We start from the raw sequence: 12879 nt of genomic DNA, 5'->3' as shown, positions 1-12879 counted from the left end.
GCTCTATCTTGTTCTACTTTAATGGCAGCTTAAGTTTGCCGCTGGAGCAACTTCTGGAACAGAGGTTCATTTTTGACCCGGCCTACCTCCAAGCATCCCGTGAAAGCCCTTTCAAAAGACTGCGTATTATTGAAACAGCGAGGCTTTAGCTGTTTTGATATCCATTCCATAAGAGCATAATAGTCATGCCCATGAGCATTCAACCGAGCATCTGAGCTTAGCCGAGACTTGTATTCCTCGATTGTCTGTAATATGTCGTTTTTATTGGCTGATGCGCTATTCTTGTTTAGATATCTTGTGATGAAATCCTCTTGATCGAAGTGTATTTCGCTTCCTCCTGTTTCATACGTACAACAGCGCTCGAAAGACATCCATTGTAAGTTTAGCCTCCTTACGTAATTTGCGAACCTTAATAAGAAGAGATATTCGAGAATGCTAGTTATATGAGAAAGAAGAATGGGCACATCCAATGATCCTTCCTGCAGGACTAACGTCAGAAACTTCTGAATGTGCCATTGATTGAAAAAATACATCTCCATGGATGAATAATCGGTTACCAATAACAAATCTGTGTTGTGGGACTTTCCAAGCAGGGAGTCAAAGTCCTTGTCGATAACAAGAGTAACTTGTCTGTTCTGGCTTCCAAGATGGTGCGCTATCCTGTGTGCCAATGCTACAACGCGTCCCCTATTATTATTATCTACACCGAGATCGCTTAGGAGAGATGAAGGGACTTCTACGGTTGCGATTTCATAAACAAAAGAATCCCGAATGCCTACTTCATGGAGAACCCATCTGATAAGAAATGCATCAAACTCCCCTTCTACATATATATCGCGGAGAGTGGGCTCCAACTCATATCTTGCAATAATCTCCTCAAGGGTTCGCCGATCGTAACTCATCAAATTGCTCCAGTGGATCGGATATCAACTTCGCAACGTTTTTTCTGTGTAAAGCCAGAATCTCTAGCGAATGAGTAGCAAGAAGAAACTGTATGTTACTTCCCTGGATGCATTCTAGCAGTGCTTTTAACAGGCGCCGCTGCCATTTCACATTTAGAGACAACTCAGGTTCGTCAATAATGAAAACGGCTGACTTGTCTCTTGCTAAGAGCGTATTGCAGAAAAGTAACAAAAGTTGTTTTTCGCCTGATGAGAGCATTGTAAAGTGCAATTTTGAGTCGTCGGCTGAAATTATGGATAAACCCTCCTGTAAACTAAACGCGATCTGCTTGTTGGTGTAGAACGAATTAACATTAGTCACAAACAGCTTCACAAGTTGGTAGATACCATCTAGGGCATCCAATCGCGCCCTGATTCCATCAAAGTAAGGTTGCAGTATCCTGCTCACTAGATGATAGTTAGTGCTTGGGGCGCTCATCAGTGGTTCCTTAAAGGATTGAATATTTATTGGGGCAATAAATCCGAATTCTGAAAATAGATTGTTTCGTGAAGCAAGTGTGTCGATGGTCTCAACAATAGAGCCTGAATGCAATTCTGAGGAATCTTTTTTTGCGATTATTTGTCTGATGACATGGGCATATATTGTATTTGAATCCTCCTGGCCTTTGGAGGAACCTCTGAGCACCTGCTGTCTTATCCATTGGGTAACTCTGTAAACTGCAGTCTTAAGATTTGCATCAAGTCTGGACTCATCGGAATCCTCGTCTTTAGCGCCTATAACCCCTGGGACTCGGTAGCGTCTTTCATACACTGTTTTGGTTTCTCTGGGGACCTGGACGCTGCGAGCCATCCTCCTATCATCTGCAAGAAAATGCACGGTTAGCTCAAGCCTTGCTAGTTGCTCCTCAACTCTGTTTAAACCTTCACAATGTGCGACTACGGCAAAATCTTCTTTCGTAATGCACTTACACTGGGCCAAGATTGTTTCGCCTTGTGCGATTCTGAGTTCATATTCGCCTATCAGGGTATCTTCTCTGCTGGCGGACACAGCAAAGCCATTTTCAAGTTCGATATGGAGGCTTTTGAAAGGCGTCTTAGCGACAAATGATCTATGCCCTTTATTGCTTTCAGGGGATAAAAGATGAAACACCAACTTGAGTATGGTTGTTTTCCCTGAGCCGTTGTCGCCATATATGATTAGGAGTTGTGAGCAATCCGAGTCTGGTGCCGGAATAGTATATGAAAAAACACCGAACAATTTTTCTACAACTATTCTCTTTATTGCCGATGGATTGAAAAGGTCATACTGCGGTGACATAGGTGCTCCGATTCAAGAGGAAGGTTCGATAATGCATAGTTTAGACTAAGTGTTCAATCATTGAAAGTATGACGCCTGTCTAGACCCGATCCCCAGTTCTTCTCCCTCTGACGCCGAAGATCCACTTCAAGCGGGACCAGGGGAGGCCAATGTCATTATTGACTCTATCCGTTTACCAAGGTGTTCGATCTACACCGCGGCCTAGTCGCGTCTCCCGTACCCATTCACGACGGCATGGGCCGGACACGGTCAGATGGGTGGATTCAGGAAAGTGGGGCGGTAGGTGCATCTTGCTTGAGCTGGGAGACCTCATTGATACGGTATACCTGCCGAAACGTGCACCCCCATAGCGGTCACGGTTCTGGTCACGGTTGAGTCACGGTTTTGGTCACGATCACCAATCCGCGTAGATCATTTTCCATCACCATCCTATAGCAGGAAACATCAGTCCTGATCTAATGATTCTCTCACTCTGTGGTTCTTCATCACATTCAGTCCCAACAACCTGATTAGCCCTTTTAAGGCGAGGGCCCTGGGTTCGAGTCCCAGGCGGCTCACCACTTTTCAAGTGGTTACGATCACCCACCGCGATGGACGAGCGTTCGTAGACCAAACCATCGACCATTTTGAATGCCTGATGTAGTGAACTGACGGCTTGGCGAGCTTCGCATCCCACTCCGGACCTCCATGGGAGTAGGTGGCCGTCATCCCGGGCATCCGATGCCCAAGCAAGGTCTGTCTGACCTCGTAGTCGACTCCCAAGCTTTGTAGGCGGGTGGTGAAGGTGTGTCGTAGGTCGTGAAAATGCAAATCCTGAATCTTGGCCAATTTGCAGACTCGAGCCCAATATTTCCTGAAGGCTCGGATATCGTCTTACCTCCGAAAGACCCGGCCGTCTACAATGGAGGATTGGGGATCACGCAGTGCCGATAGCGCTGAGGGATTGAGAGGGATACGGTTTGGTGGTAATACAAACCACCATCCATCAGCCTCTTCACGAATCCAGGATCGATCGATAACCAGGAGTTTCCCCTCCGTAACCCGGTATTAAGCTCAGCTACAACCACTCGCCAAAGTTCTTTTAATACTTCAGGTGTGACCCGATCATTTAGGATCTTAATGGCTTCCAACTCGCCCATGGATAGACCGCATCAATGGACTCCAACGTGTCCAAGTTGCTATCGTTATGATGCGGACCCCGGATGGGCACGGGCGGCTTGAGCTGACGAAGTTTCGCAATCCAAAACTGGTCGAGATCAAACCGGCGATCGCACCGCCGAACACGTTGGGCCTGCGGAGCGCAATGTTTACAGTCGAAAACGTTGACGACACTGTCGCTCGCCCGCGCGCCCACGGCGCAGAACTCGTCGGCGAGGTGGCCCAATACAAGGATTTGTACAAACTCTGCTACATGCGAGGCCCTGAGGGCAGCATCGTCGCCCTGGCCGAGGAACTCTTCTGAAGCGGTCACCGTCGCAGTTAACACCTCCTACGATCGTGAAGTCAGGTTCGAATATAGGCCGTCAGGAGATCTGTGAGAGACCATTCAGTTCAATGGCATGTATTTGCACCGTTCAGCTCTATTGTGTGGCTGCTACCTCAGACATAATATGAGTTGCCGGTACTACATAATTCTCACAAGGAGCAGTCTATGGCGTTTACCATCACGACTTGGAACATTCAAAACTACCGAAAAGCCGATCCTGTTTATGCTGATAAGCTCACCTATTTAGTGCATGCACTTAAAGCATTGAACTCGGATGTCATTGCTCTACAGGAAGTGTTGGACCTTGAGGCTGTCAAGGAACTAGCGGCTGGCATCGGTTTCTCTTACGTCGCAGCACAACCTGACGGCCGCGGAAATAGAGTCGCATTTCTAACTCGAAACGCGCTGGCACAGGAACCTGAAGCGATTGACCAGTGGATGCTTGCGCCTGGAGTGCAAGTTCGAGATTTTGCCGCAAACGGCACAGTAGAGGTATTGCCGAAATTTTCCCGGCCTGCCTTCCATATCACCGTGTCATACGGCGGTAAAAACATCGATGTCATTGCAGCACATCTGAAATCGAAACTCCTGACCTTCGGCGGCAATTTTTCGACCAAGGATGAAACATTGCGAGCACGCACCGCCTTCTTTGCCTTGGAGCGGCGAGCCGCAGAAGCTACGACACTTCGAGACTTCGTTACTGACTTACTGAAGACCAATCGTAACGTCATCCTGCTTGGGGATCTTAATGATGGTTCGGAGGCGGCAACCACCGAACTCTTGTATGGTCCGCCTGGCAGTCAGCCGCGAGGACCAGAGGACGCTACCCAGGTGAGCGGGGCGTTTCAACGGGAAGATGCGCAGGACAAGCAGCGGCTATTTAATGTCACGAAGTTTATTCCTGAAGCTGCTCGCTGGTCCCGTCGCCATAATGGCCAGAATGAACTTTTGGATCATATCCTGGTCAGTCAAGGGTTACTGCCACGCGTGAACGGATTGCGGAGAGTACCGACCATGCGGATCGATAATGCCGATACACCGAACTTAGCTGGCAGCGATCCAAATGTTGGAGGTGTATTGCCGGATCACGCCCCGGTCACAGCCATATTTGCCTGAGGCAATTTGAGCGAACGTCGGGCCGCCGTTCTCAAGCGAACTTCACGTCCTGTCTTGTTAAGCATCACTCTTCTCGTATTGTTAGTTGGCTGCGTTGAGACTCTTACTGAAATTCAGCAGACAGAGGTTCGGCAGGCAGCCACTTATGAGATACCCGTGAATATCTTCGCTGCATGCCTGGTCGACAAACTGGAACATACGAAATGGTCCTTTGGTCAGCCACTCATCCAATTTCACGTCGATCCGGCAACGAAGTTCGGTCACGTCTTTGCCGTCGCCTCTAACACTGTCTTATTCGACCTGACCCTCCAGCCAGTTTCTGCGACCACGACTCGTGTCGAATACAGACGAGGCTATAATGGCCACGGTACCGAATCGCAGACATGGTCAATTGTGGAGCGATGCGCTGGACCAGTGGAGCGATAATTATGCAGGGTTTGGCTCAACATGTGTTGAGATGAAGGACTTTCATGAGGATCAATTGGTATCCTCTAACCCTGACAATCGCACTATTGATCATCTTGAGCTTCTTTGTCGCTACCATCTGGCATGCTATGCAATAGGACGTATTGCCTACAAATTGAGATGTCCCCCGGTTTGCAGTACGGAACCGGCAGGTGATCATGCCCACCGGGGCCGCCAAGGTGATAAAGTTCACTATGCCGTATAGCGCTACTCGTGGGAAAACGTCGAGTCAAGGGGAAGCGAGGACCTCTTACGTAGTCATGGTTCTTGAATCCGTCAAATGCCGGACCTAAAATGTTGATCCCTGCTTGCTAAAATCACTTCCATGGTCGTCGATCCAATCGCGTTACTGTTTAATGGCCTAGAAAAGCTCGGACCGGGTGACAATGTTCATACCGAGCATGTTCTCCGTACACTTGCCAGACAGACATTCAAAGTAATCGTTGATGCAGGATGTGGCACGGGTCGTCAAACTCTCGTGCTGGCCAAGACACTTCGAACACTTGTTCACGCCGTCGATTCGCACGAGCCCTTTCTCGCGGATCTGATACGCCGCGCCGAGGAGTGAATCTCGTTGAATACGTCATGGCGCACTGTGTGGACATCGAGTCCCATTGTGTACATCCACGCCGGCAATCGACAACTCGCGAAATGAGCCTGCGAGGATTGCGGACATGTAAACCAGTGAGACTACATACGATCACAGGCGGTTACAGACTTGACAGCCTCAATGAGCTAAGTTTAAGTTGATACCATTCGACTGGTGATGGAGTTCACCAAGAACCGTCCTTATCTCTTTCGATTCGGGACTGATAACTCCTACCGGATACGCTCTGGTAGGAGTTTTTTGTTGGGCCAAACCTCTTCTAGCCCCTCCTACCTCTCATTATTCATTTTGCGAGTCGAGAACATGCCCACCGCTCCTTCCAGGTGGGAAGCAATGAGCAGTGCCGCTGTTCTCGGGAAGGGGGAGGCCATGGATATTCGAACGACCATCTTGGCCCTGGTGTTGGGAGGAATTCTGATCGCCTTCGGGATGGTATTTTTCGGAGTCAGCTTTGGGCATGAATTCCGCGGCGCAGTCATTTTGTGTGAATGAGGCCACTCGCGTTGGAAAAAGAACTGGTACGAAGTAAATTTGGATATGTAGACGAACAGAAAACGCGAGGTATACGTTCACGAGACAACTACGCTGATCAATCGTCCGCTGGATTTTGACGTCAGCCGACAGAGAAGTTCAGTCTTGAGTAGGGGAGGGCAGGATCTCCTGCAATGCCAATCCCAGCTGATGCAGTGAAAATGCCTTCTGAATAAAGGCGGTGGCTCCCTGGTTCAGCATTTCCAGCTCAACCTCTCCTGCGTTGTGTCCACTACAAACTACGACCGGCAGGGTGGGGTGTAGTGTCCGCAATTGCCGCAGTAGGCTGCGACCGTCTATTCCTGGCATGTGGAGGTCCAACACCACAGCATCAGGAGTTCGCCGGTGGCATAACGTCAAACCCGTCCCACCATTGTCTGCCATGATAACTTCATATCCTCTTTCCGCTAAGACGGTAGCTAGGAGATCCCGATCGTGGGCATCATCGTCTATGACGAGAATCTTGGTCATATGAGCCTTTATCCGCTATTTGAGCAATCTGACATCTAATGCCTTTCTTTCGCATGCTCCTGATGAGCATAATGGAGAACACGCAGGCCATGGAGGAAAAACGCATTTCAAGCCCGGTTAGGTGGAGAATACGCCAGCCCGAAGGAGTGGGAAAAGATCGCGATGTAGATTCGCTCACTTAGGTGCGCCATTCGGAGTGAGGAAACGAGATAACTCAGCACCTAGGCCGAACCAAATTCGCATTAAGTGTGAACAACGTGTATTGCGCGTACTGATTCACTCCACTTGCAAGCGACCAAAGACATCCCGGCCTGCCCAGGCGCTTACCCGGACTGTGCCTGGATGCCCGCGACCGTAGCGCCCGTCTGCATGGTGTTCGACGCTGTCCGTACGGCCGCATTCGACCCGAGCGTAGCCGTATTAAACAGCCGGTCCAATAGCGCGTGCTTCCTCTGCCACAAGCTGATTATTGAACCGGGCGAGCATTTTCAACTCCGCCCCAGAATTGTCCCCCCCCACGCGCCGCCAGTTGCTGGTTGATCGCCGCTCGCCTTCCCACTGCTGTCTGAGGTAGGACCGCCTGAATTTCGGAAACAGCATGGTCAGCTTTCTAAACCATGTGAACAATCCTTGGATATGAAAACGAATTAGAGGTGCCAACGATGTTGGGTTGCCTGGACTGAGCGAACCCGCCGCTCATCAACCCTAGCAGGGATGAGTCCAGTTGCAATGGATGACTCTCGTTAGGGAGCGAGGCATTGGCAACCGCATACGGTGTCTTCCGTGTTTCGATACGAATCTCATGATCCGCATCAGCGTACGGAAGCAATAGGCCCATTCGATCACATCCACGTTACGTCCGCGTTAACTTTTGAATGGTCCCCATCTGCCCAGCGGTCTTTCCTGCGGTGCGTTGGTCACACGCTTAATCAGTCCGCCTCAGTTTATTAACCACTGCGTAACAGTTCGGCAATTGCGCTGTGATCGCAATCGTATACATCCACGTAACAGGAAACACACACTATTCTATCAGCCTGGAGGAGACCGACGATGACGTGGATTCGATTGATGATGTGTTGCACGTACTTGGTGTTGGTCATTCCCGGAACGTCTTACCCGCAAAGCATTCCGGGTGTAGCCAGTCCGAAACCACCAGGGCCGTTTAAGGAACCGGAAGCGCCGAAACCTACAACCAGCGAGGCCACGTCTCTTGAGGAACTCATGCTCGAAAGAGGGCTGATCTCACAGGACGACTACATACGGCTCAAAGCTGAACACGAACGTAGAATGTCTGAAACAGCGACGATGGCCGAGTTTACCTCCAGCCCTCGTTGGTATGAGCGCCTGCGGCATTATGGATACGGGCAGTTTCGCTACAACCAGCTTGGAAACCCGAATGGTCAGGTCCGGACGTATCACGATGCGTCGGTGGGTGATACGTCAAACGGCGCTCAGCCCGGCTTCTTCTACCGCCGGATTCGATGGGTCGTCACCGGACAAATGTCTGAGCATGTCGGGATTTTCTTTCAACCCGACCTCGCGAGCAATGTGAGCGGCAATACGCACGTACTTAGCATGCGCGATGCATGGGGCGAATGGTACTTCGATAAGGACAAGGAGTATCGCTTTCGCGTGGGGCTTCAACGTGTGCCGGCTTCCTGGGACAATTGGCAGGCCAGCCGCCAGCGCATGGCGATCGACCGCGCAGATGCGACCAACTCCGGCGCACAAAGCGAGCGTGATTTAGGAATTTCGTTTCAATGGACTCCCAAGTTTGCACAACAGCGCTGGAAACACATGATCGACTATCTGTATGGCGCGGGTGACTGGGGTATGTTCAATGTCTCCGTGTACAACGGCCAGGGATTGAACGCGCAAGAAACGAACAAGGACAAGCATGTCGGCGTTCGTTTCGCGTATCCGTTCGAATTACCAGGCGGAAGACTCTTCGAGGTGGGGATGAACGCCTATCGTGGGCAATTTACTGTCAACCGGGGTACCCCGGCCGCTGGAACCACTTTATGGTCGAACTTCGATGCTGGGCACCAATCAGGAAAGTACCTCGACGAACGCCTCAACTTCTTTTTGTATTTTCCGCCCCAGCCTTGGGGTTTCATTGCCGAATATGTCGTCGGACGAGGGCCGGAACGGGATAGCAGAGGAGTTATAAGAGAACAGAGTCTCTACGGCGGATACGTCCAGGGGCACTACACCTGGCAATACAACGATACAGGGCTCGCGAACTTCTATGTGAGATATCAAGCCTATAACGGTGGATTGAAGTTTCAAGCCGGCGCGCCCAGCGACAATATGCAAGAGACCGAACTTGGCATTGCCTGGATGCCTGATCCGCAGTGGGAAATCACCACTGCCTATTCGTTCACCGATCGGCGGAACGTGTTCACGACCACTCCGGGGAGCGCCACTGTTCCCGGGCAACAGTTTGATGCGTACGGAAATCTGATCCGACTTCAGTTGATCTGGTTCTGGAACTGACGGCGTGTTATCTAACCGAGAGGAACATTATGGATGCACTTCAAGCGATCAGGCCAACTCGGTTACGCCCATGCCGTTATTTTTTGTGTTGGGCGTACTCGCCCGACTGGTCCGTTCAGAACTCAACGTATCCGATGCGGTTTATGGAGGATTGATCCTCTATCCGCTGACGGCCATCGGCTTGAAGGGGGGACGGAAATTCACGAGGTCTGCGTTTCTTCAAGATGAGCGGCAATCTTTGGCTAACACTGTGAGCATCCCAGGTTACAACATATGAATTCCAAGCACACTGGGAGTAAGAAATGACTCGAAACGTAGGTGTTGATAAAATTTTGTAGCAGTAGAGTAGATCTGTAGGTTCGTGTTCAGACGGGGAACGAATGCACTAAAAGAGACAATGTCTAAGGAGCAAGGTCTCCAAACTGTTAAAACCGCACCTGTGAGGTTAAGCCGGGGGGGGGATCCGGTTGAGGTCGATAACGATGGTCTTCGCAGGGTCTCCATACGCAGTCTCATATGCGGGGAAGCTTGGCCGCTTCTCTAGTTGTGAGCTCTTTATCCATGCTTCATCTGGCTGAAAAGCAGTCCGAAACCGGTGTTGAGAGACCGGAAGCAACGGCTCGTCCCTCGTATCCAACTCCATGGCGCTGGTGTAGTCCTGTCCGCCACTCGGGGTTGACCGACAATTGGCTAAGGTCAAATGAAGCCGGCGTTGGTTGTCGATGAAAATGCCGCCGGACGTCACCGCTCTTTTACGGTTCACGTCGAGCACCACCGTATAAAAAGTAGCCATATCCTTTGGAGACGCTTTGCCTAGCGCTTGAGAGAGAGATGGCGCCAGGACGGAGATCTCAGCTTGCAGAAAGGCGGGGTTGCCGGTTTTAGACTCGAAGAATCCAAGCCCTGTCAAAGTGTCTCGATCCAATACTTGGACGCCTCTCAGCACGGTTGAGAGGGTCTCCGGGGAAATCATAAAAGGATGGTCATGTCCCGAGCCTGCTCTAGAATCTGCGTGTATCGATACCGAGGCCACAGGGCTTTCGTAAATGACGATGCTGGATGGAGTTGACGCACAGGCAGAAAGCGCAAATCCCAAGATGGAAGCGGTTTGTCGTATAGATCGATGCATCGATCACCCTTGGGGTGCTCAGGGTCTAGTGGAAAAGGGGAGAGAAGGAAAGGCACCTGGAACGGTCGCTTCGGATGTCTCCCTCATGAATCTCAATATTCTCCTAACGGGACGCGCGAAGTGCTTCGTTCTGCAAGACAGTCTGATTTGACGCTAGCTGCGACGACGAAAGTGGATAGACGCCGGTTCGTGAGACGGTCTCTTGTCCTTCACGGCTATTGATGAATCGCAAGAACTCGAGAGCCTTAGGATCCCATACCTTGGAAGGATTCTTGTTCACATACAGATAGAGTGGACGGCTCAAGGGATACTCGCCGCTCATCACCGTCTCGGCGGTGGGGAAAATGTAGGGTTTGTCAACCCCTTCCGCCACAGCAACAGGCTTGACGGCCGTCGTCTGAAAGCCGATGCCGCTGTACCCGATTGCGTAATCTGATTTTCCAACTGCGATGACGATCGATGCCGAACCAGGCTGCGGAATGACCGAGCGCGTAAATTCTCCATCCAACAAGACCGCGTGCTTGAAGAATGGTAACGTCCCGGTAGATCGTTGGTCACGCCCGAAAAGCTGAATGGGTGCATGCTCCCAGTTTCCATCGAGGCCGAGTTGCCCCCACTCTGTCATCTCAGGCAAGCCTCGCTTGCGTGTGCCTGAAAACATCGCGTCGATCTGAGCAAGGGTAAGCCGTTCGGTCGGATTGTTCTGGTTGACGTAGACGGCAAGCGCGTCTTGAGCGATCGGGATAGCAAGCGGGGTATAGCCATATCTGTCTTTGAATCCGCTCAATTCCTTCTCCATCAAGGGCCTGGATGAGGCAAGAATTTGCACGTCGTACGCTCCGAAATGTCCAGCCGTATCGCCGTCCCCACGACGCATCGTGGAAATACCCGTGATAAAGACCTGCTCAGGTGTGAGCTTGGAATCTCGAGAACCCTGAATGGCCAACTTGATGTCAGGATGACGCCGTCTGAACTCCATTGCGAGTTTGGACAGGACCGGTTGCATGGTGTCCGATCCGGCGATCGTCATACGACCGGATACTGTGCTTTCTGCTGAGTAACTAGACAGGCTGGGATCGACGAAGGCCCCTCCGTAATTCGCCTTTTCATGTTCTGCATGGCTCACGGATCCAAAGGCTAGTAGGCACACGCCGACTGTCATGAGCCCTGTACGATATTCTCTATGCTTGTGCATGGCTCTTCCCAGATCCCAGAGCATGAGTGGCTCCCTTCATTGAGGTACGCGCTTCTCTACTTCCTTCCCAAGATATAGAGACTGCCGATTTCACTTCCATAACGACGGTGTTAACAAATTGTTAACTTCGCCGAGATTCTATTGAAATGGTCTGATCGTAGAATTCTGACAACACGGGGTTATGCGTGCGGCCCGCTCTGAATTCCGATCGATGCTCTTCTAAGGCTCTTAGCGCAATCGCATCGGCTGATTATATCCATCCAACGTGACAAGAAAGCCTCCACAATGAAATCGGTTTCTAAACATTCGATGCTGGACATTGCTGGCGACGTTGAAACTCCATTCTCTTTTGACAGACGAACATCAATTTGAGTGAGGGCAAAAGTATCGGACCAGGGGTATCGGGAAAGAGTTGCGAGTTAGTAACCTCCCTGTTACAGAAAGTGTGTAAAATTTTTCATGGCAAAATGGTCCTGTGCGATTAATGGAGGAGCGCCAAGAGCGATTTCGCTCCTTACCTGCCTAAACAGCGCCGAGTATTCAGCTGAATTGGCGATAAACTCTCACAATTAGTCATTGGTATAGAGGATGCTTGTCGGTTGGTTTTAGAAACGAAACCAATCACGGATTATGTGATGCTTTCTGCGGAAGGCGTATATATATTTCTGCCTCGGTCTTTAATACTTGGGATGCTCGTGGGAGTGGCTCTCCTTCCGACGACACCTGCTCACGGAGAATGGAAGGCGGTGAGCACGGGTACGGATCATACGACTGTCTATTCTGATCCTGAAACGGTCCTCCGCATCAAGGGCCATGTAACTGTTTGGCAACTCCTTGATTTCCAGCGTACCCAAACGGTCGGAGGGAAGCCATATTTGTCAGTGAAGCTGCACAACGAGTTTGATTGCGAGGGGAAGCTAACCCGCGTGCTGGAAATCACTCACTTCTCTGGAAACATGGGAAGCGGCAGGGTAGTCTCGACTACATCGGATAATCAACAGTGGGTACGGGTGATTCCGAATACACTTGCATCAATGGCCCTGGCAACGTATTGCAATGAAGGCATTAAAGAACCTCCACACTCGTAAATGAGTCGTTCAGGGCGCCGAGAACATCAAATTGAATCAATTCGGCATCATCAATGCGTACGAGATCGGGGTGCC

The 12879-nt window shown here is 50.7% G+C and carries 13 protein-coding genes, 1 pseudogene and 1 riboswitch; of the genes and pseudogenes, 6 read left to right on the top strand and 8 right to left on the bottom strand.

Annotation, left to right across the window (positions count from 1 at the left end; genetic code table 11):
- Positions 1 to 29 precede the first annotated feature (29 nt).
- The 3 genes from W02_RS08635 to W02_RS22110 all read right to left on the bottom strand — a co-directional run bounded on the left by W02_RS08635 (position 30) and on the right by W02_RS22110 (position 3087).
- A complete protein-coding gene (locus tag W02_RS08635) occupies positions 30 to 902 on the bottom strand; it encodes a DUF4435 domain-containing protein (RefSeq protein WP_173046752.1) in 873 nt (290 codons plus the stop codon).
- Positions 877 to 2220 carry an AAA family ATPase gene (locus W02_RS08630; RefSeq protein WP_173046750.1) on the bottom strand — a complete coding sequence of 448 codons (1344 nt, stop codon included), beginning with the start codon at positions 2218 to 2220 and terminating at the stop codon, positions 877 to 879. Before W02_RS08630 ends, W02_RS08635 begins: the two co-directional genes overlap by 26 nt.
- A gap of 564 nt (positions 2221 to 2784) precedes the next feature.
- On the bottom strand, positions 2785 to 3087 hold the full coding sequence (locus tag W02_RS22110; protein WP_173051410.1) for a tyrosine-type recombinase/integrase: 303 nt from the start codon (positions 3085 to 3087) through the stop codon (positions 2785 to 2787).
- A 271-nt stretch (positions 3088 to 3358) separates the two neighbouring features.
- Between W02_RS22110 and W02_RS08620 the strand changes: the two are divergent.
- Together W02_RS08620 and W02_RS08615 are read left to right on the top strand one after the other, a co-directional pair.
- Positions 3359 to 3682, top strand: a pseudogene (locus W02_RS08620) (VOC family protein); the annotation flags it as partial.
- A 189-nt stretch (positions 3683 to 3871) separates the two neighbouring features.
- Positions 3872 to 4822, top strand: a complete 951-nt coding sequence (locus tag W02_RS08615) for an endonuclease/exonuclease/phosphatase family protein (RefSeq protein WP_173046748.1) — start codon at positions 3872 to 3874, stop codon at positions 4820 to 4822.
- A gap of 81 nt (positions 4823 to 4903) precedes the next feature.
- On the opposite strand, the gene W02_RS08610 is transcribed toward W02_RS08615, so the two are convergent.
- Complete coding sequence (locus W02_RS08610) at positions 4904 to 5086, bottom strand: hypothetical protein (RefSeq protein WP_173046746.1); 183 nt, start codon at positions 5084 to 5086, stop codon at positions 4904 to 4906.
- A gap of 954 nt (positions 5087 to 6040) precedes the next feature.
- A riboswitch (Fluoride riboswitch) is annotated at positions 6041 to 6116 on the top strand.
- Positions 6117 to 6227: 111 nt separating this feature from the next.
- Between W02_RS08610 and W02_RS08605 the strand changes: the two genes are divergently transcribed.
- A complete protein-coding gene (locus W02_RS08605) occupies positions 6228 to 6386 on the top strand; it encodes a hypothetical protein (protein ID WP_173046744.1) in 159 nt (52 codons plus the stop codon).
- 138 nt (positions 6387 to 6524) lie between these two features.
- On the opposite strand, the gene W02_RS08600 is transcribed toward W02_RS08605, so the two are convergent.
- A complete protein-coding gene (locus W02_RS08600; protein ID WP_173046742.1) occupies positions 6525 to 6896 on the bottom strand; it encodes a response regulator in 372 nt (123 codons plus the stop codon).
- Positions 6897 to 7316: 420 nt separating this feature from the next.
- The gene (locus W02_RS08595; protein WP_173046739.1) at positions 7317 to 7496 is read right to left on the bottom strand and encodes a hypothetical protein; all 180 of its coding nucleotides are present in this window, start codon (positions 7494 to 7496) and stop codon (positions 7317 to 7319) included.
- Between the two features lie 450 nt (positions 7497 to 7946).
- On the opposite strand from W02_RS08595, the gene W02_RS08590 reads away from it, so the two are divergent.
- Positions 7947 to 9392, top strand: a complete 1446-nt coding sequence (locus tag W02_RS08590; protein ID WP_173046737.1) for a porin — start codon at positions 7947 to 7949, stop codon at positions 9390 to 9392.
- A gap of 70 nt (positions 9393 to 9462) precedes the next feature.
- A complete protein-coding gene (locus tag W02_RS08585; protein ID WP_173046735.1) occupies positions 9463 to 9669 on the top strand; it encodes a sodium-dependent bicarbonate transport family permease in 207 nt (68 codons plus the stop codon).
- 168 nt (positions 9670 to 9837) lie between these two features.
- Here the strand turns inward: W02_RS08585 and W02_RS08580 are convergent, their stop codons facing one another.
- Together W02_RS08580 and W02_RS08575 are read right to left on the bottom strand one after the other, a co-directional pair.
- Complete coding sequence (locus W02_RS08580; protein WP_173046733.1) at positions 9838 to 10365, bottom strand: hypothetical protein; 528 nt, start codon at positions 10363 to 10365, stop codon at positions 9838 to 9840.
- A 259-nt stretch (positions 10366 to 10624) separates the two neighbouring features.
- On the bottom strand, positions 10625 to 11740 hold the full coding sequence (locus W02_RS08575; RefSeq protein ID WP_173046731.1) for a PstS family phosphate ABC transporter substrate-binding protein: 1116 nt from the start codon (positions 11738 to 11740) through the stop codon (positions 10625 to 10627).
- A 611-nt stretch (positions 11741 to 12351) separates the two neighbouring features.
- On the opposite strand from W02_RS08575, the gene W02_RS22105 reads away from it, so the two are divergent.
- Complete coding sequence (locus tag W02_RS22105) at positions 12352 to 12804, top strand: surface-adhesin E family protein (protein WP_370467968.1); 453 nt, start codon at positions 12352 to 12354, stop codon at positions 12802 to 12804.
- The last annotated feature ends 75 nt before the right edge of the window (positions 12805 to 12879 follow it).

It is taken from the genome of Nitrospira sp. KM1, assembly GCF_011405515.1.
GTDB lineage: Bacteria > Nitrospirota > Nitrospiria > Nitrospirales > Nitrospiraceae > Nitrospira_C.
The sequence above is the reverse complement of the archived record's forward strand: the minus strand, read 5'-3'. Positions and strand labels throughout refer to the sequence as shown.

Excerpts from the sequence above, each read along its gene's own strand:
- W02_RS08635 (WP_173046752.1), bottom strand. The coding sequence starts at position 902 with ATGAGTTACGATCGGCGAACCCTTGAGGAGATTATTGCAAGATATGAG.
- W02_RS08590 (WP_173046737.1), top strand. The coding sequence starts at position 7,947 with ATGACGTGGATTCGATTGATGATGTGTTGCACGTACTTGGTGTTGGTC.
- W02_RS08580 (WP_173046733.1), bottom strand. The coding sequence starts at position 10,365 with ATGATTTCCCCGGAGACCCTCTCAACCGTGCTGAGAGGCGTCCAAGTA.
- W02_RS08600 (WP_173046742.1), bottom strand. The coding sequence starts at position 6,896 with ATGACCAAGATTCTCGTCATAGACGATGATGCCCACGATCGGGATCTC.
- W02_RS08605 (WP_173046744.1), top strand. The coding sequence starts at position 6,228 with ATGAGCAGTGCCGCTGTTCTCGGGAAGGGGGAGGCCATGGATATTCGA.
- W02_RS08595 (WP_173046739.1), bottom strand. The coding sequence starts at position 7,496 with ATGCTGTTTCCGAAATTCAGGCGGTCCTACCTCAGACAGCAGTGGGAA.
- W02_RS08630 (WP_173046750.1), bottom strand. The coding sequence starts at position 2,220 with ATGTCACCGCAGTATGACCTTTTCAATCCATCGGCAATAAAGAGAATA.
- W02_RS08575 (WP_173046731.1), bottom strand. The coding sequence starts at position 11,740 with ATGCTCTGGGATCTGGGAAGAGCCATGCACAAGCATAGAGAATATCGT.
- W02_RS08585 (WP_173046735.1), top strand. The coding sequence starts at position 9,463 with ATGCCGTTATTTTTTGTGTTGGGCGTACTCGCCCGACTGGTCCGTTCA.
- W02_RS22105 (WP_370467968.1), top strand. The coding sequence starts at position 12,352 with ATGCTTTCTGCGGAAGGCGTATATATATTTCTGCCTCGGTCTTTAATA.
- W02_RS08615 (WP_173046748.1), top strand. The coding sequence starts at position 3,872 with ATGGCGTTTACCATCACGACTTGGAACATTCAAAACTACCGAAAAGCC.